This is a genomic window from Bradyrhizobium sp. BLXBL-03 (assembly GCF_051853015.1).
Lineage (GTDB): Bacteria > Pseudomonadota > Alphaproteobacteria > Rhizobiales > Xanthobacteraceae > Bradyrhizobium > Bradyrhizobium manausense.
The window spans coordinates 1434849-1456736 of the sequence record NZ_CP182470.1; the positions used below are offsets into that span (position 1 = coordinate 1434849).

At 63.7% G+C, this 21888-nt stretch carries 23 protein-coding genes and 2 pseudogenes; 21 read left to right on the forward strand and 4 right to left on the reverse strand.

Features of this window, described 5'->3' with window-relative positions; genetic code table 11:
* Window positions 1-607: 607 nt before the first annotated feature.
* The 6 genes and pseudogenes from ACNJX9_RS06845 to ACNJX9_RS06870 all read left to right on the forward strand — a co-directional run.
* Window positions 608-768, forward strand: a pseudogene (locus ACNJX9_RS06845) (IS630 family transposase); the annotation flags it as partial.
* A 96-nt stretch (window positions 769-864) separates the two neighbouring features.
* A pseudogene (locus tag ACNJX9_RS06850) lies at window positions 865-1438 on the forward strand (IS630 family transposase); the annotation flags it as partial.
* 836 nt (window positions 1439-2274) lie between these two features.
* The gene (locus ACNJX9_RS06855) at window positions 2275-2550 is read left to right on the forward strand and encodes a helix-turn-helix domain-containing protein (RefSeq protein ID WP_083514494.1); all 276 of its coding nucleotides are present in this window, start codon (window positions 2275-2277) and stop codon (window positions 2548-2550) included.
* A gap of 495 nt (window positions 2551-3045) precedes the next feature.
* Entirely contained in the window at window positions 3046-3477 is a 432-nt protein-coding gene (locus ACNJX9_RS06860; RefSeq protein ID WP_057752869.1) for a hypothetical protein, read from the forward strand.
* Window positions 3478-3611: 134 nt separating this feature from the next.
* Complete coding sequence (gene htpG, locus ACNJX9_RS06865; protein ID WP_439408232.1) at window positions 3612-5489, forward strand: molecular chaperone HtpG; 1878 nt, start codon at window positions 3612-3614, stop codon at window positions 5487-5489.
* Between the two features lie 121 nt (window positions 5490-5610).
* Entirely contained in the window at window positions 5611-5895 is a 285-nt protein-coding gene (locus tag ACNJX9_RS06870; RefSeq protein WP_057752865.1) for a DUF3551 domain-containing protein, read from the forward strand.
* A gap of 9 nt (window positions 5896-5904) precedes the next feature.
* Here ACNJX9_RS06870 and ACNJX9_RS06875 read toward each other — a convergent pair whose 3' ends face one another.
* The gene (locus ACNJX9_RS06875) at window positions 5905-6885 is read right to left on the reverse strand and encodes a Bug family tripartite tricarboxylate transporter substrate binding protein (RefSeq protein ID WP_439408233.1); all 981 of its coding nucleotides are present in this window, start codon (window positions 6883-6885) and stop codon (window positions 5905-5907) included.
* A gap of 209 nt (window positions 6886-7094) precedes the next feature.
* Here ACNJX9_RS06875 and ACNJX9_RS06880 point away from each other — a divergent pair, with 209 nt between their 5' ends.
* The 5 genes from ACNJX9_RS06880 (at window position 7095) to ACNJX9_RS06900 (ending at window position 11730) form a co-directional block, all read left to right on the forward strand.
* Window positions 7095-8909 carry a long-chain-acyl-CoA synthetase gene (locus ACNJX9_RS06880; RefSeq protein ID WP_439408234.1) on the forward strand — a complete coding sequence of 605 codons (1815 nt, stop codon included), beginning with the start codon at window positions 7095-7097 and terminating at the stop codon, window positions 8907-8909.
* A 149-nt stretch (window positions 8910-9058) separates the two neighbouring features.
* Window positions 9059-9304, forward strand: coding sequence for an acyl carrier protein (locus tag ACNJX9_RS06885; protein WP_220002324.1), 246 nt, complete (start codon window positions 9059-9061; stop codon window positions 9302-9304).
* On the forward strand, window positions 9291-10673 hold the full coding sequence (locus ACNJX9_RS06890; protein ID WP_439408235.1) for a class I adenylate-forming enzyme family protein: 1383 nt from the start codon (window positions 9291-9293) through the stop codon (window positions 10671-10673). Before ACNJX9_RS06885 ends, ACNJX9_RS06890 begins: the two co-directional genes overlap by 14 nt.
* Window positions 10666-11388: an SDR family NAD(P)-dependent oxidoreductase gene (locus ACNJX9_RS06895; protein WP_057752856.1), complete on the forward strand. Its 723-nt coding sequence runs from the start codon at window positions 10666-10668 to the stop codon at window positions 11386-11388. The genes ACNJX9_RS06890 and ACNJX9_RS06895 overlap by 8 nt, the downstream gene beginning before the upstream one ends.
* A gap of 126 nt (window positions 11389-11514) precedes the next feature.
* Complete coding sequence (locus ACNJX9_RS06900) at window positions 11515-11730, forward strand: hypothetical protein (RefSeq protein WP_439408236.1); 216 nt, start codon at window positions 11515-11517, stop codon at window positions 11728-11730.
* Between the two features lie 13 nt (window positions 11731-11743).
* On the opposite strand, the gene ACNJX9_RS06905 is transcribed toward ACNJX9_RS06900, so the two are convergent.
* On the reverse strand, window positions 11744-12124 hold the full coding sequence (locus ACNJX9_RS06905) for a hypothetical protein (protein ID WP_439408237.1): 381 nt from the start codon (window positions 12122-12124) through the stop codon (window positions 11744-11746).
* 226 nt (window positions 12125-12350) lie between these two features.
* Between ACNJX9_RS06905 and ACNJX9_RS06910 the strand changes: the two genes are divergently transcribed.
* On the forward strand, window positions 12351-13502 hold the full coding sequence (locus ACNJX9_RS06910; protein WP_057752854.1) for a DUF3095 domain-containing protein: 1152 nt from the start codon (window positions 12351-12353) through the stop codon (window positions 13500-13502).
* 97 nt (window positions 13503-13599) lie between these two features.
* On the opposite strand, the gene ACNJX9_RS06915 is transcribed toward ACNJX9_RS06910, so the two are convergent.
* Complete coding sequence (locus ACNJX9_RS06915) at window positions 13600-14040, reverse strand: DUF2147 domain-containing protein (protein ID WP_057752852.1); 441 nt, start codon at window positions 14038-14040, stop codon at window positions 13600-13602.
* Window positions 14041-14143: 103 nt separating this feature from the next.
* Window positions 14144-14671, reverse strand: coding sequence for a GNAT family N-acetyltransferase (locus ACNJX9_RS06920; RefSeq protein ID WP_439408238.1), 528 nt, complete (start codon window positions 14669-14671; stop codon window positions 14144-14146).
* Between the two features lie 234 nt (window positions 14672-14905).
* Between ACNJX9_RS06920 and ACNJX9_RS06925 the strand changes: the two genes are divergently transcribed.
* From ACNJX9_RS06925 to ACNJX9_RS06965, 9 genes are all read left to right on the forward strand, one after another.
* Window positions 14906-15502 (forward strand): superoxide dismutase, encoded by a 597-nt coding sequence (locus ACNJX9_RS06925; RefSeq protein WP_057752848.1) that lies wholly within the window; start codon window positions 14906-14908, stop codon window positions 15500-15502.
* A 216-nt stretch (window positions 15503-15718) separates the two neighbouring features.
* A complete protein-coding gene (locus tag ACNJX9_RS06930) occupies window positions 15719-15964 on the forward strand; it encodes a hypothetical protein (protein ID WP_439408239.1) in 246 nt (81 codons plus the stop codon).
* A 2-nt stretch (window positions 15965-15966) separates the two neighbouring features.
* The gene (locus ACNJX9_RS06935; RefSeq protein WP_057752844.1) at window positions 15967-16722 is read left to right on the forward strand and encodes a metal ABC transporter ATP-binding protein; all 756 of its coding nucleotides are present in this window, start codon (window positions 15967-15969) and stop codon (window positions 16720-16722) included.
* A gap of 6 nt (window positions 16723-16728) precedes the next feature.
* On the forward strand, window positions 16729-17598 hold the full coding sequence (locus ACNJX9_RS06940) for a metal ABC transporter permease (protein WP_057752842.1): 870 nt from the start codon (window positions 16729-16731) through the stop codon (window positions 17596-17598).
* Window positions 17599-17600: 2 nt separating this feature from the next.
* A complete protein-coding gene (locus ACNJX9_RS06945) occupies window positions 17601-18464 on the forward strand; it encodes a metal ABC transporter solute-binding protein, Zn/Mn family (RefSeq protein WP_439408240.1) in 864 nt (287 codons plus the stop codon).
* A 67-nt stretch (window positions 18465-18531) separates the two neighbouring features.
* Window positions 18532-19581: a CobW family GTP-binding protein gene (locus ACNJX9_RS06950; RefSeq protein WP_439408241.1), complete on the forward strand. Its 1050-nt coding sequence runs from the start codon at window positions 18532-18534 to the stop codon at window positions 19579-19581.
* A complete protein-coding gene (locus ACNJX9_RS06955) occupies window positions 19581-20600 on the forward strand; it encodes a WD40 repeat domain-containing protein (protein WP_439408242.1) in 1020 nt (339 codons plus the stop codon). The genes ACNJX9_RS06950 and ACNJX9_RS06955 overlap by 1 nt, the downstream gene beginning before the upstream one ends.
* A 122-nt stretch (window positions 20601-20722) precedes the next feature.
* Entirely contained in the window at window positions 20723-21439 is a 717-nt protein-coding gene (locus tag ACNJX9_RS06960) for an MgtC/SapB family protein (RefSeq protein ID WP_439408243.1), read from the forward strand.
* Window positions 21440-21517: 78 nt separating this feature from the next.
* On the forward strand, window positions 21518-21859 hold the full coding sequence (locus ACNJX9_RS06965; RefSeq protein ID WP_439410019.1) for a hypothetical protein: 342 nt from the start codon (window positions 21518-21520) through the stop codon (window positions 21857-21859).
* The last annotated feature ends 29 nt before the right edge of the window (window positions 21860-21888 follow it).

Here is a 21888-nt window from a genome sequence, read left to right on the forward strand (position 1 = left end):
CGAAGAGTACCATGATCACAGCGCAAAGAGCCAGCAGCGCGACACCATGTAAGGTCAATCGATCCAGCCACAATGGCGTAGCGTGACAAGTTCCACCGGCTTTGCTGGAGATCCCATAAAACGCCCTCACTGGTCATGAGCAAAGCGAGAGCGCCCACAACAGTGAACGGCGGAACTGCCGCGAGCAGGCTTAGATTAGGCGCTGTTGCCGGTTAGTAGCTAAGAGCACCGTTGCGGCAGTAGCGGTGGTGTAGACGGCCAACGATCACGGCTGAGGCCAAAGCCTGGCTGGTGTCGTTGGCATGCGACAAGGCCAAGGTGCACGGCTATCCGCATGAGTTGTGGACGACGCGGTTGCTGGCGCGCCATGCACGCGAGCACAGGCCGGGGGCAGGGCATGCGTGTTTTGCCAATTTGGTCCAAGGAACGGTGTGCAAGATCCTCGGCCAAGAGGAAATCAAGTCGCACAAGGTGCGCTATTATCTCGAAAATCGCGACGCCGAGTTCGAACAGAAGATGGCGGAGATCCTGTGCGTCTATCGTGAAGTCGAAGTCCTGAAGAAGGCCTCTGCCAAGGGAAGGCGGGGGGGAAAGCCGCGTGCTGGACGGCCCTCTGCTGGCCGAGGCGCTGGGCGATGTGACGTCCAATATGTCTGGCGGTTCCTGCGCGGCCACAAGATTGACCTGGCGGCTCGTAAGTCCTGGTGCGAGAGCAACGACCCGGACTTTACGGCCAAAGCCGGCAATGTTGTCGGCCTCTACGTCGCAGGATCGAAAACCATACCTCGACCTGATTGAGCCAGGACGCGCTTGTCGGCGTGAAATACATTGCACGTTGGGATGGGCCTCGAGCCAGTCCTCATTCCAGACGTCGCCCGTATGCGGACCCGATGGAAAGCGCATCAAGGCAGGATTGACGTCACGCGGCTGGCTTTCATTGACGAGACGTGGATCAAGACCAATATGGCGCCGCTACGCGGCTGGGGGCCTTGTGGGCAGCGCCTCCAAGCATCTGCACCTTTCGCCCATTGGAAGACCATGACCTTCATCGCGGCGCTGCGTCATGATCGGATCAGTGCGCCTTGGGTGATTGATGGTCCCCTCAATGGTGAACTCTTCACGCTGTACGTCGAGAAGGTGTTGGCACCCACCCTCGCACCGGGCGAGATCGTCGTTCTCGACAATCATGGCAGCCACAAGGGCAAAGCGGCTCGCCAAGCTATCCGCGCCAGAGGAGCCTACCCTATCTTCTTGCCGCCCTACAGCCCTGACCTCAACCCGATCGAGCAGGTCTTCGCCAAACTCAAACACCTCATGCGATCCGCAGAACCTTGTGACGTGGAGGGGCAACCTGGCGGAAGGTTGGTGAACTCCTCGATCTCTTCTCCCAGGAGGAGTGCACCAACTACTTCAAAACTCAGGCTATGTTTCCGTGTAAATACATCATGCTCTAGATGGTCAACCAGGCCGTCGCAAACCGCATCGTAGTCGCAAAGAATTTGGAAACCGACGCAGCATGCGGGCTGTGATCCCACCCGGACCAATACGATTTTAAGCTAAACCAGGGCTCACGATCGATCGTCGTCCCGCCTAGACAGCTGCTATCAATAGAAAGGCAAAGAGACGAACCCGCGCCGTACTGCACGGTGGAAGAGAGTCACCGTACCCACCCGCAAAGACGCTTCCGTCGCCGCGGCAAGGAGCCGCCCCGAACCGCAGAACGGATCAAGCACGCTCGCGTCGGGTGGAACAAACTTGTTCACAAGCGGCATCGCCAAGCTCATCCGGCACCATCGCTGGATACGGATGTATTCGGCTTAGTCGGGTCTCACCAGCGAGTGACGCAACTGATGGTCAGGTCAAGTCTTTCCTGGCCCGCAAATTCCGTGCGGCGCTGCAGGTAAAATTGACGAGGGCCCTTTCAGGCGGCCGAGCAGTCCCCGACATGTCTACCGTGACGACGTTGAGGTCAAGCCCATCGCGGTCCCAGTCCCGACGCTGGCGACACCGCCAGAGGCTCCCTCTCGACGTCCCGAGCGAAACTGGCTTCTGGAACGAGCCGGGCTTCACATGAGCCCCAGGGCTTAGCCATGGACTAGAGTTAGTTTCTGCAAAATATCCCGCGCCGAAACTAATATCCAAGAGCTTTATAGTCACCGCTGACGTGCGCTTACGTACACAACAGCGCGCGGGTGTTCGCATTGACGACTTTGGGACGCACGGCGAATCTATTTTTGATGAGCCAATATTTTTGATGAGCCAATAGGGGTGGCTATGCGTCGGCATCTAGGACAGAGAAACGGCGGAGAGCAGATCGGACGGAGCTTATCCTCAGACCCAAAAATCCCCTTCGCGCAGCGCTTGACCTGTACGATTGATGAAGCGTGTCAGGCGACCGGCTTGGGCCGGACCAAACTCTATGAACTCATAGGAGCAGGGCAGCTCGACACGAGAACCGTTGGACGTCGCCGACTCGTACTGGTTCGCTCGCTCCACTCCCTGCTCGATCTCAATTGTTCAACGACGGACCGAGCCGAAGGTATTTCGTAGCAGCGGTCTTGGGATTGGGCTGCGTCCGAGGTTACGGGCTGACCCGACGTTGAGCCCGGCTGCCCAAGTCCGGCCCGCACCGTTGGCCGGCGAACCCATTCCCCTCTCCCAGTCCAGCGCCGATTCCAAGCGCGGTGGGGGCACCGTGGTCCCCCGCGGTTCCGGTCAGTCGGGTGTTCGCGCCGTATCAGTGGTGGGGCGGATGGTGGGGCGGTAGCGAAATGTCGCAAACTTTCCGCAGAAAAAAGTAAGGCGCGACTGGCATCACCACAGTCGCGCCCTACGTCGCCGGCTTATGGGGCAGGGGGGAATAGCCGGCTGTTGAGACGACTCCCGGGCACGAGAGTCGTTCCAGGCGGGCGCAAAATTTTTTGCGGCTTTTTGTGCGCTCTGGTGTGAATTTGGCACACGGTTAAGTGATCTTAACTTTTGGGAAACTCCGGTCCTCCCCTCGCGTTGTTCCCGCGATCGCCATGGGGCGAGGGACCAATAATCATGTCACAGATTCAAAAGGTATTTTTTGGTGCCGTTGCGCTCGTCGCGACGCTTGGCGCCGTCCAGGTCGGCGCCGTGCAGCTGGCTTCCGGCCAGGATCTGGCCGACCGCTGGGAAGCGCTCGCTGACCAGCCGGGCCAGACGTCGGGCCGCAACCTCGCAACTCATAACGTCAATCGCACCAGCAAGTCCGACCGCCTCGCCGACCTGAAGCCGGCGGCGGTTCCGACGCGCACGGTCTCGATGCGGTTGAACGACCTGGCCGATACGTCCGTGCTGCTGCGGGTCCCAGCGACCAACGAGACCGGCAGCGCCAAGCCGGCGTCGTTGCTTCTGACGCCGGGCCGCAAGCCGACGATCGCCTGCGAGCCGATGGTCAGCTCCCTGACCGAAGTCGCCAAGCTGCTGCAGCCCGGTCGCTGCGTGACCTGACCGGCCTGATCGACACTTGGCCCTCGCGCAAAAAACGCCCTCCTGCCGGGGGGCGGCTCTGCGCGTCCACTTGATCCGCTCTCCCATCGCGTTATATCCCGGCTTTCTCCATTTTGGATTGACCGGGTAAACGCATGACGACGTCCGATACCGCCACGCATACGCAGCCCTTCCAGGCCGAGGTTTCCGAGCTGCTGCACCTGATGGTGCATTCCGTCTATTCGGAGACCGACATTTTCCTGCGCGAGCTGGTCTCCAACGCCTCGGATGCCTGCGACAAGCTGCGCTATGAGGCGATCGCAAATCCGGCCCTGCTGGGCGAGGGCGATGCGCTCAAGATCCGCATCATCCCGAACAAGGCAGCCGCGACGCTGACCATTGCCGATAACGGCATCGGCATGGAGCGGCAGGAGCTGATCGACCATCTCGGCACCATCGCCCGCTCCGGCACCAAGGCCTTCGTGTCGAAGCTGAAGGAGGCCAAGGACGGGCTTGGCCTGATCGGCCAGTTCGGCGTCGGCTTCTATTCGGCCTTCATGGTCGCCGAGAAGATCGTCGTGATCAGCCGCCGCGCCGGCGAAAGCGACGTGTGGAGCTGGACGTCGTCGGGCGGCTCCGGCTTCGAGATCGCGCGCGCCAGTGACGAGGAAGCGGCGCGCGTTGCACGTGGCACCGAGATCGTCCTGCACCTGAAGGACGACGCCAAGAAATATCTCGAAGCCTACGAGATCGAGCGCATCGTCAGTGCCTATTCCGACAACATCCTCTTCCCCATCGAGCTGGTGCCGGAAGAGGGTGAGCCGCGCCAGATCAATTCGGCGAGCGCGCTGTGGCAGCGCGCCAAGTCCGAGCTGACGGCGGAAGACTACAAGAAGGCCTATCAGCAGATCGCCTCCGCCTTCGACGATCCCGCGATGACGCTGCACTACCGCGCGGAGGGGCGCTACTCCTACGCCGTGCTGCTGTTTGCGCCCTCGACCAAGCCCTTCGACCTGTTCGAGCCGAACCGTAAGGGCCGGGTCAAGCTCTATGTTCGCCGCGTCTTCATCACCGACGATGCAGATCTGTTGCCCGGCTACCTCCGCTTCATCCGCGGCGTTGTCGACAGCGAGGATCTTCCGCTCAACATCTCGCGCGAGATGCTGCAGAACAACCCGCAGCTGGTGCAGATCCGCAAAGCCGTGGCGACCCGTGTCGTCAACGAGCTCGAAAGCCTCGCCGAGAAGGATGCGGAGAATTTCGCAAAGATCTGGGACGCCTTCGGCGCCGTGCTGAAAGAGGGAATCTACGAGGATTTCGAGCGCCGCGAGAAGCTGCTGGCGCTATCGCGCTTCACCACGACGTCAGGCGAGAAGCGCGCGCTCAAGGACGTCGTCGCCGATTTCAAGCCGAACCAGACCGAGATCTATTATCTCGTCGGCGACAGCATCGAACGGCTGAAGTCCAGCCCGCGGCTGGAAGCTGCGACCGCACGCGGCATCGAGGTGCTGCTGCTGTCCGATCCAGTCGATGCGTTCTGGACCTCGATGCCATCGGAGTTCGAGGGCAAGCCGCTGAAGTCGCTGAGCCAGGGCGATCTCAATCTCGACCTGATCCCGCGCGTCGACGACAAGGACGAGGCGAAGAAGGACGAGCCTGCCGCGGACGAGGCCGCCACCATTGCGGTGATCAAGGCGGCGCTCGGCGAGCGTGTCAGCGACGTCAAGGCCTCGACCCGCCTCACCAGCTCCGCCTCCTGCCTCGTCGCCGACAGCCAGGGTCCGAGCCGCGAGCTCGAGCGCATCCTGGCGCAGCAGAACCGCGGCATGCGCACCAAGCCGATCCTGGAGATCAATTTGCGTCACCCCATAGTGACGGCGATCACCAGGGCCCAGGCCGGCTCGACGGCGGTCGATGATCTCAGCCTGCTCCTGCTCGAACAAGCGCAGATCCTGGATGGTGAGCTGCCGGAAGATCCGGCCGCGTTTGCGGCGAGGCTCAACCGCCTGGTGCTGCAGGGGCTGGGCGGGTAGTGCGAGCCGCGCTCACCTTGCCGTCATTGTCCCCAGGAACAGTCGCCACTGGCGTGGTGTTGTGCCATAGGAGGGCGTCGGCGTCGGATCCGTCGACGCCACCGATTTGAGGAAATGTCCGATGCGCCTCCCACTCCTGACTCTCACTGCCATCGCCGCGCTGTTCGTCGCGGCGGATGCCAGCGCCCAGACGTATGATCCGAACTATCCGGTTTGCATGCACGTCTACTCGGGCGCTACCGGCGGCGCCGGTGGCGGTGGCGGCGGCTGGTTCGAATGCACATTCACGTCGCTGGAGCAGTGCCGCGCCTCGGCATCGGGCCGCGCGGCCAGCTGCGACCTCAATCCGTACTTCGCTTTCAATGAGCCGCCGCCGGAACGTAGGCGTCACAAGAAGGTGTACTGAAGCGGCGAGCTATTCCTTCCTGATGCCCGATAGCTCGACCACCTTGCGCCATCGCTCGGTCTCGGCGGCGAGCATGCCGCCGAACTCGCCGGCATTGCCATGCAGCGGGATCGCGCCGAGTTCGGCAATGCGCGCCTTGATCTCGGCATCGGAGAGCGCCGTATCGATCTCGCGATTGAGCAGGTCGACGATCTCGCGCGGTGTGTCATAGGGCGCACCGACGCCGTAAAACGAGGATGTTTCATAGAAGGGCAGCGTGTCCGCGATCGGCGGCACGTCAGGCAGGACGTCCGAACGCTCGCGCGTGGAGACGCCGAGCGCGCGCAGCTTGCCGGCGCGCACCAACTCGAAGGACGACGTGACGTTGTCGAACATGCCCTGGATCTGGCCGCTCATCACGTCGGTCAGAGCAGGCGCGGAGCCGCGATACGGCACATGTGTGAACTGCACGCCGGCCATCGACTTGAACAGCTCGCCGGAGAGATGCAGCGAGGTGCCGATGCCAGATGAGGCGATCGACATCTTGCCGGGATTGGCCTTGGCATAGGCGATGAAGTCGGCGACGTCTTTCACCGGCAAATCGTTGTTGACGACCAGCAGCAGCGGAATGCGTGCGACGCCGGCGACGGGCGCGATGCCCTTGGCGAAGTCATAGGGCAGCGCCGGATCGAACGAGGCGTTGATCGCGTTCGCGGTCGAGGTCAGCAGCAGCGTGTATCCGTCCGGTGCGGAGCTGATCACGGCCTGCGTGCCGATATTGCTGCCGGCGCCCGGCTTGTTCTCGACGATGAATGTCTGGCCGAGCCGGTCGGACAGCCGCTGGCAGATCAGTCGTGACAGCACGTCGGTGGCCCCGCCCGGTGCGTAAGGCACTACCCATTTCACGCTGCGCGAGGGATAGGAGGGGTTGCCGATCGCAAAGGCGCGCGGCGCTGCGAGCCCAGCCGCAGCGTAGGTCGCGGTCTGAAGGAAACGTCGCCTGGTGATCATCGTGGCCTCCAGCTCATCGCGCGCGCCGCGCATCCGAATGACTGGACTTGCTATCGCAAGAATCGCGCGCGGCCGCACGCCGATCCCGCCGGCTTGGTAAAGGATGATCGCGGTTAATCGAGAGCTAACCGGGTTTTACCTTGTCTCTTAACACCTGGGCAGGCCGCGCGAGATAAGCTGCCGGGACCAAGCTGATACTGCGCGAAAGAATGAACGGCATGACCACTGGTGTCATCGAGCAAGCCAAGGCCGGACGAGCGCCTTCGGCCTCAAAGATCTGGCTGAAGGCGATAGAGCTGACTGCCCGGATCGAGACGCTGCCCGGCCGCCTGTTCGCCGACGTCGTCGAGGATTGGGCGCGGCGCCAGCCCGACCGCGTCGCGCTGGTGATGGACGATGCCGCGCTCGACTATGACAGCCTATCGAGACGCATCAATCGCTATGCCCGCTGGGCACGCTCGGTTGGCGTCGTCAAGGGCGACACAATCGGCCTGATCATGTCGAACGGCATCGATTACGTCGCGGCCTGGCTTGGCATCAGCCGGGTCGGCGGGGTGGTGGCGCTGCTGAACACCAAACTTGTCGGTCGGTCGCTCGCGCATTGCATCGATGTGGCAAAGCCCTCGCATCTCATCGTCGCGCACACCTTGACGGAGACGCTTGGGAGCGCGATTCCGCATCTGAAGACCGAGGCGAAGATCTGGACCCATGGCGATGCCCGCAGGGAACGCGCGATCGATGTTGCGCTGGCCGCGCTCGATGACGGGGCGCTGTTGCCGGAGGAGCATGGCGAGGTCACCATCGATGACCGCGCGCTGCTGATCTATACGTCGGGCACGACGGGCCTGCCGAAGGCTGCCAGCATCAGCCATCGCCGCATCCTCAATTGGGGTTTTTGGTTTGCTGGCCTTGCCGGCGCGACGCCGCAGGACCGGCTGTATGACTGCCTGCCGCTGTTCCATTCGGTCGGCGGCATCGTCGCGCCGTGCAGCATGCTGGCCGCCGGAGGCTCGGTGGTGATCGCGGAGAAGTTTTCGGCGTCGAATTTCTGGCCCGACATCGTCAGGTACGATTGCACGCTGTTTCAATATATCGGCGAGCTCTGCCGCTATCTGCTCAAGGCGCCGCCGTCGGAATACGAGAACCGTCACCGATTGCGGCTCGTCTGCGGCAACGGCCTGCGCGGCGACATCTGGGCGGATTTCCAGTCGCGCTTCGCTATTCCCCGCATTCTCGAATTCTATGCGGCGACCGAAGGCAATTTCTCGCTGTTCAATGTCGAGGGCCAACCGGGCGCGATCGGCCGCATCCCGCCGCTGCTGGCGCATCGCTTTCCGGCCAGTCTCGTCAAGCTCGACCCCGACAGCGGCACGCCACTGCGCAATAACGAGGGATTCTGCATCGCCTGCGCCCGCGGCGACGCCGGCGAGGCGATCGGCCGCATCGGCAAGGCCGAGGAGGGTGGCGGCCGCTTCGAGGGCTATACCGATGCTGAGGAGACCGAGAAGAAGATCTTGCGCGACGTCTTTACCAAGGGCGATGCCTGGTTCCGCACCGGCGATCTGATGCGGCTCGACGACAAGGGCTTCTTCCATTTCGTCGATCGCATTGGCGACACCTTCCGCTGGAAGGGCGAGAACGTCGCGACCTCGGAGGTCAATGACGCCGTGCGCGATTTCACCGGCGTGGTCGATGCCACGACCTATGGCGTCAGCATTCCCGGCACTGACGGCCGTGCCGGCATGAGCGCGATCGTGGTTAACGAGGGTTTTGACATCGAAGCGCTGCCGGCTCATCTCGCCCGCCGCCTGCCGGCCTATGCCCGTCCGGTTTTCATCCGCATCTCGCGTGAGCTCGATGCCACCGAGACCTTCAAGCAGAAGAAGGGCGATCTCGCCCGCGAGGGGTTTGACCCGGCCGGCATCGCCGAACCGCTGTACATGCTCGAGCCGAAATCCGGCGCGTATGTTGCGCTCGATCCAGGCGCATATGCGCAAATCCTGAACGGTACGATCAGGCTGTAGGCGGCAAAATCCGCAGATAGGTCCAATTTTATCTGAATTGTCCAAGAGCCCATTTACTTCTGTCGGGTAAACAGGCCGGCATGGGAGGCGGTCATCAAGAGCCGCCGCAAGACATAAGATCGATTAACTCAGGAAGAGGCGAGCCAGCCATGTCGGTAAGGTCCAAGGTCATCGAGGCGATCAAGCAGATCGCCAAGGAGCAGAACGTCGCGCTTCCCGCGCTCACCGACGATCTGTCCCTGCATGAGACAGGCTTTGATTCGCTCGCCTTCGCGATCCTGGTCGCCCGTCTCGAGGACGAGACCGGCGTCGACCCCTTCACCATTTCCGAGGACGCCGCGTTCCCCGCCACCGTGGGTGATTTCGTGCGGGCCTACGAAAATGTCCCCGCGTGAGATCTTTGCGCTTCGCGACTATCTGAGTCCGGAGCTGACCGGGCGCACGCTGTCGGACGCGCAACATTGCGTTTCGCTGACAGATATCCTGTCGCAGACGGTCCTTGGCGGCCGCTTGTGCGAACTGTCCGGCCGCGCCGTCCTGTTGAAATTGTCCGACCAGCTCCGCTCGGGCCTTGCCATGATCGAGCTCGACGGCATCGCCCGTCGCATGCTGCTGTGCCCGCCGGACCTCAATCCGGCGCATCTTGACGCATTGATCGCCGATGCCGGGATCGATGCGGTCGTCACCGACGAGCCCGATCGCTGGGCCGACGCCGGCGTGTCGCTGGTCGTGACCGCACAATTGCCGCTTCAGGCCACCACGCCCGCGAAGACCGAACGCGCAACCGAATGGCTGATGCTGACCTCGGGCACATCGGGCGTGCCGAAGATCGCCGGTCACACGCTGGAAGCGCTCACCGGCGCGATCGTTGCCGAAGGCCCTGCCAAGGGACCCGCGCCGGTCTGGGCCACGTTCTATGACATCCGCCGCTATGGCGGCTTGCAGATCTTCCTCCGCGCCATCCTCTCCGGCGGCTCGATGGTGCTGTCGGACCCGCATGAAGCGCTCGCCGACCACGTTGCCCGGCTGAACGCGCGCGGGGTCTCCCACATCTCCGGCACGCCATCGCATTGGCGCAAGCTCCTGATGAGCGGCTCGGCCGCAAAGTTTGCACCCGGCTACGTTCGGCTCTCCGGTGAGATCGCCGACCAGGCCGTGCTCGATGGTCTGAAGGCAGCTTTCCCGAACTCTTCCGTCGGCCATGCCTATGCCTCGACCGAGGCCGGCGTCGGCTTCGCCGTCAATGACGGGCTCGAAGGTTTCCCGGCCGACTATCTCGGCAATCGCAACGGCGTCGAGATGAAGGTCGTCGATGGCTCGCTGCGCATTCGCTCGACGCGCACCGCGCACGCCTATATCGGTCGCAATGCCGCCGCGCTCACCGATGCGGACGGATTCGTCGACAGCGGCGACATCGTCGAGCTGCGCGGCGACCGCTATTATTTCGTCGGCCGCCGCGGCGGCATCATCAATATCGGCGGGCTCAAGGTCCACCCCGAAGAGATCGAGGCGGCGATCAATCGGCATCCCGATGTCAGGATGTCGCGGGCAAAGTCGCGCCGCAGCCCGATTACCGGCGGCATCGTCGTCGCCGACGTGATTCTCACTGAGGGCACCGATCCGGCACGCGCGAAGGAGATCCGCGACCAGATTCTGGATCAGTGTCGCGCCCAGCTCGCCTCGCACAAGGTGCCGGCAGTGATCCGCTTTGTCGAGGCGCTCGACGTCACCCCGGCCGGCAAACTGGCGCGCACCGATGCATAACGTTCTTGTCACCGGCGGCAGCCGCGGCATTGGCCTTGCGATCGGCAGGCGCCTCGTCGGCGCCGGCTACAACGTGATCGCGGCTGCGCGGCGCGAGAGCGACGAACTCAATTCGGCGATCGCCGCCTCCGAGGGGCGTCTGCATTTCCGTGCCTGCGATCTCTCGGTGATCGATGCGATCCCCGCGTTCGCAAAGCTCGTGCGCGACGAATTCGGCCCGATTTACGGGCTGGTCAACAATGCCGGCCTCGGCACCGAAGGCCTGCTCGCCACCATGCACAATTCGGCGATCGAAGCGCTGGTGCAGCTCAACGTGCTGTCGCCGATCATCCTCACCAAATATGTCGCGCGGCAGATGATGGCCGACGGCGCGGGCCGCATCATCAACATCTCCTCGATCATCGCGACGACAGGATATAACGGCCTTTCGGTCTATGGTGCGACCAAGGCGGCGGCGACCGGCTTCACCCGCTCGCTGGCGCGAGAGGTCGGCAAGCTCGGCATCACGGTCAACGCGGTTGCCCCCGGCTTCATCGATACCGAGCTCACGCACAATCTCTCCGACGAGGGTCGCAAGCGCATCGCCGGCCGTAGCGCGCTGCGCCGCCTGCCGGAGACCGACGACGTCGCGCGTATGGTTGAATATTTGCTGGGCGAGGGCGGTCGCAACGTGACAGGCGCCGTGTTCACGATCGACGCCGGGAATACGGCCTGAGACGGAACCCGGCCGACAAATGATGTTGATCCGGCGCGATGACAACGAGCCGGATTTGGTCGTAAGATGCCGCCTCATCGATTGGGTTACGTCAATCGAACTTCCCTAAAGGAAAGGGAGCAGTCCATGGCAACGCCAAGCGTCAAGGCTGCGATCAAGGGGCGGGCATCCGCGGAGCCATCGCCTGCGAAACTGGACGATGTGCGCTGCCCGCCGATGTCGCATCAGAATTCCGGCAGCCACGGCCACGAAATGTATCCGCAGCAATTCGTGCGGCTGATCGGCTGTCATGATCCTGCCCTCGACGCCTTGCGCAAGCGCGAGAGCGAAAAACTGCATTAGCGCGCGCCCGCGCCTACGTCTGGGGTTTCGGAAGATCAATCCGTGCGTGCGAGAATTCCGGCGGCCCCTCTGTCAGACGGCGAATGCGGCGTTCGCGTTCGTCGGTGGGCAGAGCGGGATCGAGCAGTCCCTCGATCTCGTGCACGGCGACCTCTTCGATCCTGGCGGCGTCGGATCCGACCGCGATGTGTGGTGACGTCGGTGCTGCCGGAGCGATCTTGAGACCCAGCTCGACCAGTTTGCAGATTGCGTCGGCGCGCGACAATTGCTGCGCCTCGGCCCAGGCGTCCACGGCCGCAGTCAGCCCTTCCGGCATCTTGACGGCGCTGATGATGTCCAGGCCGGTACGTCGACGTACCGGACGGGCGGAATCCTCGTTGTCGAAGTCAGACACCCCTGATGTCCCATGTGATCCATAGACGACCCAACCGTAGGCGTGATCCCCGGCCGGCTGTTTGATGCCGATCAATGACGAGATGCGGCATTGCGGCACGGCGCGACCTTGTCGTCCGGCGCCATTTCAGCCAAAGATCGAGACCTCGAATGGGACACCCCCGGGGTGAACCCCGGTCCATCCTGCCACGTATCTCGTCTGACCTGAAACCAGACTGGCTTCTGCAATGAGCGCCGCATCCTTCTACGGCAGCATCCCTGTCTTCCGCGGCTTCACCAGCCTGATGGACCCGAAACTCTATTCGCCGCTGCCGGCGGATTGGAGCATCGGCGTCGCCGACATCGTTGATTCCACCAAGGCGATCGCGGCGCAGCGCTACAAGGCCGTCAATATGGCGGGCGCTGCCGTGATCGCGGCGGTGACGAACGCGCTGGAGGGACGCGAATTCCCCTTCGTGTTCGGCGGCGACGGCGCGAGCTTTGCGGTTGCGCCTGATGATCTCGAGCTGGCGCGCGAAGCGCTGGCCGCGACCGCGACATGGGTGCGGGAAGACTTGGATCTGAAGATGCGCGTCGCGCTGGTGCCGGTGAGCGCAATAAGAGCCCAGGGCCTTGATGTACGCGTTGCGCGTTTCGGTCCGTCGGCCAATTTGTCCTATGCGATGTTCTCCGGCGGCGGGCTCGCCTTTGCCGATGCGGCGATGAAGCGCGGCGAGTTCGCGGTGACCGAGGCGCCGTCAGGCACGCAGCCCGATCTCTCCGGCCTGTCCTGCCGCTTCGAGGAGATGCCGGCCTCGCGCGGGTTGATCCTCTCGGTGCTGGTGATGCCGGCTGCTGGGGCCGATCCGCTTGCGTTCCGCAAGGTGATCGAGGACATCATCCATCTGGTCGAGCGCAGTCCGGACGCGGGCCGTCCCGTGCCGCCGCAGGGGCCGCCGCTGAAATGGCCGCCGCAGGGGCTGGACTATGAGGCGCGGGCGATGCGTGGCGGCTCCTTGTTCAAGCGCCGCGCCAGCCTGCTCGCCTTTACGTTTTTCGCCTATGTCCTGATGCGCTTCGACATCAAGGCCGGCAGCTTCCTGCCAAAGGTCTACAAGCGCCAGGTGGTCGAGAATTCCGACTTCCGCAAATATGATGACGGCCTGCGCATGATCCTCGACTGCACACCGGAGCTCGAGCGCGCCTTGAGCGATCGCCTCGCCACCGCTGCGCGCGACGGTGTCGTGCGCTACGGTCTCTATCCGCAGGATGCGGCCATGATGACCTGCTTCACGCCCTCGGCGCTGCGCAGCGATCACGTCCACTTCATCGATGGCGCGCGCGGCGGCTACGCCTCGGCGGCGACGGCGCTGAAGGCGATGGCGGCGGCTGCGAGCTAAAGCATGATCCGGAAAAGTGTGAAGCGGTTTTCCGAAAAGATCATGCTCAAACAAGGACCTAAAGCGCGATGACGATTCAACCCAATCTCATCGCGCTTTAGCGCGACAGGCGGCTCCAGGTCTCGCCGCCGCAGAGCGCGCCGACGCAGCCTTCGACCCGCAAGGTCTCTGCTCCCGTCACGGTGACGCTGCTGGCATAGGTATTGCCGTCGTCGGCATTGTAGATCTGGCCCGACCATTTGTTCGGTCCTGCGGGCTGCATGCCGGAGAACAGCGGCAGTCCGATCATCGATCGCTTGGCGAGCGCGGGATTGGGATTCTTGCTGTCGGTTGCGGGCTGGCCGGTCGCGGTGTCCGTGGGCTCGCGCAGCCAGACGATGTGGCCGCAGATGCCGCCGCCGCATTTGCTGATCTTGACGCGGGCATCGCCCGCCTGGGTGAGCCAGGTCCCGCTTGCCTCGGCGCTCTGCGCCATTGCGGTTGTCGCGCCCGACAGGGCAGCCAGAAGCACGGTGAGAACAGCAAATCTGCAGGACATGGGGGAGGGACCTCGGAATGGAGGCGTCTCCATAGCAGCAAATTCGAATCGTGCAACGCCTGATGGAATCAAATTCCCGCGCGCATTTGCCCCGGCGAATCTGTCACCAGGGCAGGCCGCACAGGTCGATGGTGCCGAGCGTCGGCGCGCGGACGACGTTGAAGACATAGGGCGCCATGACATCGAAGCGAATTCGTCCCTCCGGCTGCTCGCAATAGACCTCGCCCTTGAAGGGCAGCCAGCTGCGGGCCTGGTAGAACGCGGCATTTCGCGGCTCGCAGAACAGGATCGCGAACTTCACGGCCTCATTGGCGCGCATCGTATGGACCGCCGCGTCGATCGCCATGGTCGCATAACCCCTGTTACGGCGATCCTCACGCGTGCAGACGCCGCCGATACCGCCGACATGCACCTTCTGCCCGTTCCAGGTGACGGTGCGGAAGTAGATGCCGACATGGCAGACCAGCCCGTCCTCGGGCGTCTCGATCAGCACGCGCAAATCGGCATTGGCCCATTTGACGTGCCTCCAAGGCTTGTCTGCGAGCTGTTGCGGGCCCCAGACCGCCTGATGCAGCGGCTCGGCGGTCTTCCACGAGGCATCGCCGTTCAGGATGTCGATCTCGATGCTCATCGCCTTCTCTCTCGCATCTTCGCGTCGTGGTTGGTTCGTTCTCCCATAAGCGTCTCAAACGCAATGACATTTTGCGGCTTGTCACGTTGCTGCGGTCGCTTGCGTTGATTTTATGCAATCCGGCCAAGCCGTCGCATCACGCAATTTCGCAAATTGGCGGTATTTAACAGCGGCGGAACCTTCTATAAGGGGTGACCGTTAGAACACGTTCCCACCAGTTGCGGACAAGAACCCATGACATTCACGCTGCCCCCACTCCCTTACGCCTATGACGCCCTCGGCCAGTTCATGTCGAAGGAGACGCTGGAATTCCACCACGACAAGCATCATCAGGCTTACGTCACCAACGGCAACAACGCGCTCAAGGGCACCGAATGGGAAGGCAAGTCCCTTGAGGAGATCGTCAAGGGCTCATTCGGCAAGAACCCTGCGGTGTTCAACAATGCCGGCCAGCACTACAACCACATCCACTTCTGGAGCTGGATGAAGCCCAATGGCGGCGGCACCAAGCTGCCGGGCAAGCTCGCGAAGAAGATCGACGAGGATCTCGGCGGCTTCGAGAAGTTCAAGACCGATTTCCAGGCGGCCGGCGTCGGCCAGTTCGGCTCGGGCTGGTGCTGGCTCCAGGTCAAGAACGGCAAGCTCGAGATCTCCAAGACTCCGAACGGCGAAAACCCGCTGGTGCACGGCGCCACCCCGATCCTGGGCTGCGACGTCTGGGAGCACTCCTACTACATCGACTATCGCAACCGCCGTCCGGACTATCTCAAGGCGTTCGTCGAGAACCTCGTGAACTGGGAATACGTCGAGTCCCTGTTCGAGAAGGCCTGAGATCTCACCTCGTCATTCCGGGGCGATGCGAAGCATCGAACCCGGAATCTCGAGATTCCGGGCTCGCGCTTCGCGCGCCCCGGAATGACCAAAAAGGCGGTCGCTCGCGCGGCCGCCTTTTTGATGTGCGGTTGCCGCTCATGGGCCTCGCCATGTTGATCGGCAAGCCCGAAGCCGGCCGTGGACATTTGTAATGTTATAATATAACATCCCTGCATGGTTCCCGCCGCGTCCCACTCCCACCATCACGGCCACGCCCATGGTCATTCTGGCCACTCTCACGGCCATTCCCATGACCACGGGCATGACCACACCCACGCCCATGTCCATGACGCCGCCTCGCCGCATCCGGCCCAGGATGCGCCCTGGTCGATCCTGCGCATGACGATGGCCGGGCGCCTTGCGGCCGCTGTGGCCGTCTGCGCCGCGCTCTGGGGCATCGTTGTCCTGGCGATGAGGTGACCATGGCCCAACTCGCATTCCGCAACGTCACGCTCGGCTATGACCGCCACCCGGCCGTGCACCATCTCAATGGCGAGGTCGCATCAGGTGCGCTCGTGGCCGTGATCGGCCCCAACGGCGCCGGCAAATCGACGCTGCTGCGCGGCATCGTCGGCATCCTGAGGCCGCTCGACGGCAGCATCCATCTCGGTGGGCTGGACGCCCGCGACATCGCCTATCTGCCGCAGAGCGCGGACATCGACCGCAGCTTCCCGATCTCGGTATTCGATTTCGTCAGCACCGGGTTGTGGCGCGCGGCCGGCCTGTTCGGCGGCATCGGCAGGGTTGCGCGCGAAAAGATCCTTCGCGCCATCGCGTCGGTGGGCCTCAACGGCTTCGAGAACCGGCCCATCGGCACGCTCTCGGGCGGGCAGATGCAGCGCGTGCTGTTCGCGCGCGTGCTGCTCCAGGATGCGCGCCTGATCGTGCTCGACGAGCCCTTCAACGCCATCGACAGCAAAACCATTGCCGACCTGCTCGCGCTGGTGAAGCATTGGCATCACGAAGGCCGCACCGTGATCGCCGCACTCCACGACATGGAGATGGTGCGCACCCATTTCAGCGAGACCCTGGTGCTGGCGCGCGGCCCCGTGGCCTGGGGACCGACCGCGGAGGTGCTGACGCCGGAGAACCTGATGGTCGCGATGCGGATGTGCGAGGCCTTCGACGACAGCGCCACCGCCTGCGCGGCTGACGATATCAGCTCGCGGGCGGCGTGATTCCAGATGATCTATGACGCGCTGATCGGTCCGTTCGCCGAATTCGAGTTCATGCGGCGCGCGCTCGCCGCCGTGATCGCGCTGTCGCTGGCGGGCGCGCCGATCGGCGTGTTCCTGATGCTGCGGCGGATGAGCCTCGTCGGCGATGCCATGGCGCATGCAATCCTGCCCGGCGCCGCAATCGGCTTCCTGCTCTCCGGCCTCAATCTGTTCGCGATGACGGCCGGCGGCCTCATCGCGGGTTTTGCCGTCGCAATCCTCGCCGGCGTGGTGGCGCGCTCGACGGGGCTGAAGGAAGATGCATCGCTTGCGACCTTCTATCTGGCCTCTCTGGCGCTCGGCGTCACCATCGTCTCGATCAAGGGCACCAATATCGACCTGCTCCATGTCTTGTTCGGCAACATCCTGGCGATGGACGACCAGACGCTGCTGGTGGTCGCCTTCAACGCCACTGTGACGCTGCTGGTGCTCGCGGTGATCTATCGCCCGCTGGTGATCGAGAGTGTCGATCCATTATTTTTGCGCACCGTGAGCCGGGCTGGCGGCCCTGCGCATCTCGCTTTCCTCGCGCTCGTCGTCGTCAACCTCGTCAACGGCTTTCAGGCGCTCGGCACGCTTCTCGCCGTTGGCTTGATGATCCTGCCGGCCGGCATTGCGCGGTTCTGGTCGCGCGATCTCACCGTCATGATCTGCATCGCCGTGGTTGCTGCGGCGGTCTCAGGCTATGCCGGCCTCGTGCTGTCGTTCCAGACCCGCGTGCCCTCGGGCCCGGCGATCATCCTGGTGGCGACGGCGATCTACGTCGCCTCGGTCCTGTTCGGCCGCGTCGGCGGCGTCGTCAGGCAGATGTTTCCCGGCCGGCATCTGGAGGCGTGACGATGCGCGTCCTTTTGCTTCTGGCATCGCTGCTGATGGCCTCGCCACTGCAAGCGGCTGAACGGCTCAACGTCGTCGCGAGCTTCTCGATCCTGGCGGATTTCGTCCGCACGATCGGCGGAGACAAGATCAACCTGACGACGCTGGTGGGCCCTGACAGCGACGTGCATGTCTACACGCCGGCGCCGGCTGATGCGAAGCGCATCGCGGAGGCCAGGCTCGTCTTCGTCAATGGCCTTGGGCTGGAGGGGTGGCTGCCGCGTCTTGTGCAGTCATCAGGGGCCAAGGCGCAGGTCGTCACGGCGAGCGCCGGCATCGCGCCATTGAAGCTCGGCTCGGCGGCCGATCCGCATGCCTGGCAGTCCGTCCCCAATGCCAGGATTTACGTCGCCAACATCACAGGCACGCTGGCTGCCGCCGACCCTGACGATGCGGATGTCTTCCGTGCCCAGGCAAAAGCCTACCTGGAAAAGCTCGAAGCGCTCGACCGCGAGGTCCGCGAGGCCGTCGCAAAAATCCCGCCGGAACGGCGCAAGGTGATCTCGACCCACGATGCCTTCGGCTATTTCGCCGCCGAATACGGCATCCAGTTCATCGCGCCCCTGGGCGTCTCCACCGAAACCGAGCCCAGCGCACGGGACATCGCCACCATTATCGGGCAGATCAAGGCCCAAAAAATCCCGGCCGTTTTCCTGGAAAATATCAGCGATGACCGCCTGATCCGCCGGATCGCGGCCGAGACCGGCGCCAAGGTCGGTGGGACCCTGGTTTCGGACGGTTTGACCGGCGAAAAGGGCCCTGCACCCACTTACATTGACATGGTCAGGCACAATATAAAGGCCCTGACCAGCGCGCTTGACCATTAGGGCAGGGGCCACCCCGTCGGGGCGACCTCGCTGTGCGTCGCGCGACAAGCCTACGTCCGGAGTTCTTATGCCTGAAGCGACCGCCTCCAAAATTCCCGTGACCGTGCTGACCGGTTATCTCGGCGCCGGCAAGACCACGCTTTTGAACCGCATCCTGTCGGAGAACCACGGCAAGAAATACGCCGTCATCGTCAACGAATTCGGCGAGATCGGCATCGACAACGACCTCATCATCGGTGCCGATGAGGAAGTGTTCGAGATGAACAACGGCTGCATCTGCTGCACCGTGCGCGGCGACCTCGTCCGCATCATGGACGGCTTGATGAAGCGCAAGGGCAAGTTCGACGCCATCATCGTCGAGACCACCGGCCTTGCCGATCCGGCGCCGGTCGCCCAGACCTTCTTCGTCGACGAGGACGTGCAGAAGAACGCGCGCCTCGATGCGGTGGTTACCGTCGCCGACGCCAAATGGCTGTCCGACCGGCTCAAGGACGCGCCCGAGGCCAAGAACCAGATCGCCTTCGCCGACGTCATCGTGCTGAACAAGACCGATCTCGTCACCAAGGGCGAGCTCGCCGAAGTCGAGGCCCGCATCCGCGGCATCAACCCCTATGCGAAGCTCCACCGTACCGAGCGCTGCTCGGTCGCGCTGGCCGACGTGCTCGATCGCGGCGCCTTCGACCTCGACCGCATCCTCGACATCGAGCCTGACTTCCTCGAGGCCGATGATCATGACCACGACCATGATCATCACCATCATCACGGCCATGACCATCACCACCATGATCACGGCCACGGCCTGAAGCACTATCACGACGAGGACATGCAGTCGCTGTCGCTCAAGTCCGACAAGCCGCTCGATCCGAACGTGTTCATGCCCTGGCTGCAGAACCTGGTTCAGGTCGAGGGCGGCAAGATCCTGCGCTCCAAGGGCATCCTCGCCTTCCACGATGACGACGACCGCTACGTCTTCCAGGGCGTCCACATGATGCTGGAGGGCGACCACCAGCGGAAGTGGAAGGACGGCGAGAAGCGCGAAAGCCGCCTCGTCTTCATCGGCCGCGAATTGCCGGAGAAGGCCATTCGCGAAGGTTTCGAGAGCTGCATCGTTTCGTGATGAAAGAGTTTACGCCGCCTCCCGATTCCGCCTCGATCGTCTCAGTCACCGACCGCGTCAAGCCTGTGACGCTCGGCATGGGCGTGACCTCCGTGCACTTCCTCGGTCCCCGCGCCGCCTTCGTCGGTGGCGAGGAGAACGTTGCGTTCGTCGACGACAACGGCGAAGTCACCAAGGTTGCCGTGCACAGCGGCGGCATTCTCTCGGCCGCCTCCGACGGCAAGCGCCTCGTCATGGGCGGCGACGACGGCAAGGTCGTCGCGCTCGACGCCAAGGGCGAGGTGACGCTGCTCGCCACCGATCCGAAGCGGCGCTGGATCGATGCGGTGGCGCTGCATCCTGATGGCGCCTTTGCCTGGTCGGCCGGCAAGACGGCGACCGTCAGGAGCGGCAAGGCCGAGGAAAAGTCGCTCGACGTGCCCTCGACCGTGGGCGGTCTCGCCTTCGCCCCGAAAGGCCTGCGGCTCGCGATCGCGCATTACAATGGCGCCACGCTCTGGTTCCCGAACATGGAAGGTTCGGCCGAATTCCTGCCCTGGGCCGGCTCGCATCTCGGCGTCACCTTCAGCCCGGACAACAAGTTCCTGGTCACCTCGATGCATGAGGCGGCGCTGCATGGCTGGCGGCTGGCCGACAACAGGCACATGCGCATGACCGGCTATCCCGGCCGCGTCCGCTCGATGTCCTGGAGCGCCGGCGGCAAGGGTCTCGCGACCTCGGGCGCCGACACCGTCATCATCTGGCCATTCGCCAGCAAGGACGGCCCGATGGGCAAGGAGCCCGCGATGCTCGCGCCATTGCAGGCGCGCGTCGTGGTCGTCGCCTGCCATCCCAGGAACGACATCCTGGCGGCCGGCTACAGCGACGGCACCATACTCATGGTGCGGATGGAAGACGGCGCCGAGATCCTGGTCCGCCGCAACGGCACGCCGCCAGTCGCCGGGCTTGCCTGGAACGCCAAGGGCACGCTGCTCGCCTTCGCCGACGAAAATGGGGACGGCGGGTTGCTGGCGCTTTAATTCGTCATCGTTCAAGCCGTAGGGTAGGCAAAGGCGCTCTTGCGCCGTGCCCACGATCTTTTTTGGTTTGAGGGAGGCCGTGGGCACGCTTCGCTTTGCCCACCCTACGGCAGTTCACATTCATGCGCTTTCTGACGACCTTCCAGCTCGTCGACTTCGCGGACACGCTGGTCAGCCTGTTCACGGCCTTCGTGCTCGGCACGCTGATCGGCGCCGAGCGGCAATATCGTCAGCGCACCGCTGGCCTGCGCACCAATGTGCTGGTCGCTGTCGGCGCCGCCGCCTTCGTTGATCTCGCCATGCATCTGGACGGTGCCGAGGGCGCGGTGCGAGTCATCTCTTACGTCGTCTCCGGCATCGGCTTCCTCGGCGCCGGCGTCATCATGAAGCAGGGCATGGACGTGCGTGGGCTCAACACCGCGGCGACGCTGTGGTCCTCGGCCGCTGTCGGCTCCTGCGCCGGCGCCGACATGGTCGCACAGGCCGCGGCGCTCACCGTCTTCGTCATCGCCGGCAACACGATGCTGCGTCCGCTGGTCAATGCCATCAACCGCATTCCGCTGAACGCGAAGGCGCTCGAGGCGACCTATTATTTCAAGCTCGCGGTTGCGATGGATGCCCTGCCTGACATGCGCGACCGGCTCGTCGACAAGCTCGAGGATGCCAAATATCCCGTCGCCGACGTCGAGGTTGTCGAGACCGGCGACGATCTCATCGAGATCGTCGCGGAGCTGGTCGCGACCGCGGTCGATCCGAACGAGCTCAACGCGGTGGCAACCGAGCTCCAGCACCTGCCCGGCGTCCGTCACGCCACCTGGGAAGTCAGCACGACGGATTGAGCCCGGTTCCCGCCTCTCCCAGCGCGGAACCCGCCGGCTCCGGTTTCGTTGATCCCGTGGACAAAGGCGGTGATCGACATGACCGGCCAGAACAACAAGCGAAACCTGAAGCTCGACCTCACCATCGCCTGCACGCTGTTCGCAGCGGGTGTCTTGGTGTCCGTGATGTCGCTGGCGCAAATCCGCGCCCAAAGCCGGATGGAGCTGGCGCAGGCCACCCAGCCGCTTCAGGGCACGCCTTCCGACGACCAGACCAAGACGCCCGCAGAGGCAAAACCCGGCGGCGACCGGCCGACCACGCCGGCGCCCGAGCCGGCGCGGCCCGAGCCGCAGACGCAGGGCGCGGCGGGAGCGGCCAAGCCCGCGCTGCCGCCGGCCCCGGCCGAGAAGATCGCTCCGCCGATCAAGGACAAGCAGTAGACAGCGCACGCGTTTTTGCCGCAGGCGCG

Coding starts and splice junctions, on each gene's coding strand:
- ACNJX9_RS06885 (WP_220002324.1), top strand. CDS start 9,059: ATGTCGGTAAGGTCCAAGGTCATCGAGGCGATCAAGCAGATCGCCAAG.
- ACNJX9_RS06890 (WP_439408235.1), top strand. CDS start 9,291: ATGTCCCCGCGTGAGATCTTTGCGCTTCGCGACTATCTGAGTCCGGAG.
- ACNJX9_RS06860 (WP_057752869.1), top strand. CDS start 3,046: ATGTCACAGATTCAAAAGGTATTTTTTGGTGCCGTTGCGCTCGTCGCG.
- ACNJX9_RS06930 (WP_439408239.1), top strand. CDS start 15,719: ATGGTTCCCGCCGCGTCCCACTCCCACCATCACGGCCACGCCCATGGT.
- ACNJX9_RS06870 (WP_057752865.1), top strand. CDS start 5,611: ATGCGCCTCCCACTCCTGACTCTCACTGCCATCGCCGCGCTGTTCGTC.
- ACNJX9_RS06910 (WP_057752854.1), top strand. CDS start 12,351: ATGAGCGCCGCATCCTTCTACGGCAGCATCCCTGTCTTCCGCGGCTTC.
- ACNJX9_RS06950 (WP_439408241.1), top strand. CDS start 18,532: ATGCCTGAAGCGACCGCCTCCAAAATTCCCGTGACCGTGCTGACCGGT.
- ACNJX9_RS06955 (WP_439408242.1), top strand. CDS start 19,581: ATGAAAGAGTTTACGCCGCCTCCCGATTCCGCCTCGATCGTCTCAGTC.
- ACNJX9_RS06915 (WP_057752852.1), bottom strand. CDS start 14,040: ATGTCCTGCAGATTTGCTGTTCTCACCGTGCTTCTGGCTGCCCTGTCG.
- ACNJX9_RS06855 (WP_083514494.1), top strand. CDS start 2,275: ATGCGTCGGCATCTAGGACAGAGAAACGGCGGAGAGCAGATCGGACGG.
- ACNJX9_RS06875 (WP_439408233.1), bottom strand. CDS start 6,885: ATGATCACCAGGCGACGTTTCCTTCAGACCGCGACCTACGCTGCGGCT.
- ACNJX9_RS06900 (WP_439408236.1), top strand. CDS start 11,515: ATGGCAACGCCAAGCGTCAAGGCTGCGATCAAGGGGCGGGCATCCGCG.
- ACNJX9_RS06880 (WP_439408234.1), top strand. CDS start 7,095: ATGAACGGCATGACCACTGGTGTCATCGAGCAAGCCAAGGCCGGACGA.
- ACNJX9_RS06925 (WP_057752848.1), top strand. CDS start 14,906: ATGACATTCACGCTGCCCCCACTCCCTTACGCCTATGACGCCCTCGGC.
- ACNJX9_RS06945 (WP_439408240.1), top strand. CDS start 17,601: ATGCGCGTCCTTTTGCTTCTGGCATCGCTGCTGATGGCCTCGCCACTG.
- ACNJX9_RS06895 (WP_057752856.1), top strand. CDS start 10,666: ATGCATAACGTTCTTGTCACCGGCGGCAGCCGCGGCATTGGCCTTGCG.
- ACNJX9_RS06940 (WP_057752842.1), top strand. CDS start 16,729: ATGATCTATGACGCGCTGATCGGTCCGTTCGCCGAATTCGAGTTCATG.
- ACNJX9_RS06935 (WP_057752844.1), top strand. CDS start 15,967: ATGGCCCAACTCGCATTCCGCAACGTCACGCTCGGCTATGACCGCCAC.
- htpG (WP_439408232.1), top strand. CDS start 3,612: ATGACGACGTCCGATACCGCCACGCATACGCAGCCCTTCCAGGCCGAG.
- ACNJX9_RS06965 (WP_439410019.1), top strand. CDS start 21,518: ATGACCGGCCAGAACAACAAGCGAAACCTGAAGCTCGACCTCACCATC.
- ACNJX9_RS06960 (WP_439408243.1), top strand. CDS start 20,723: ATGCGCTTTCTGACGACCTTCCAGCTCGTCGACTTCGCGGACACGCTG.
- ACNJX9_RS06920 (WP_439408238.1), bottom strand. CDS start 14,671: ATGAGCATCGAGATCGACATCCTGAACGGCGATGCCTCGTGGAAGACC.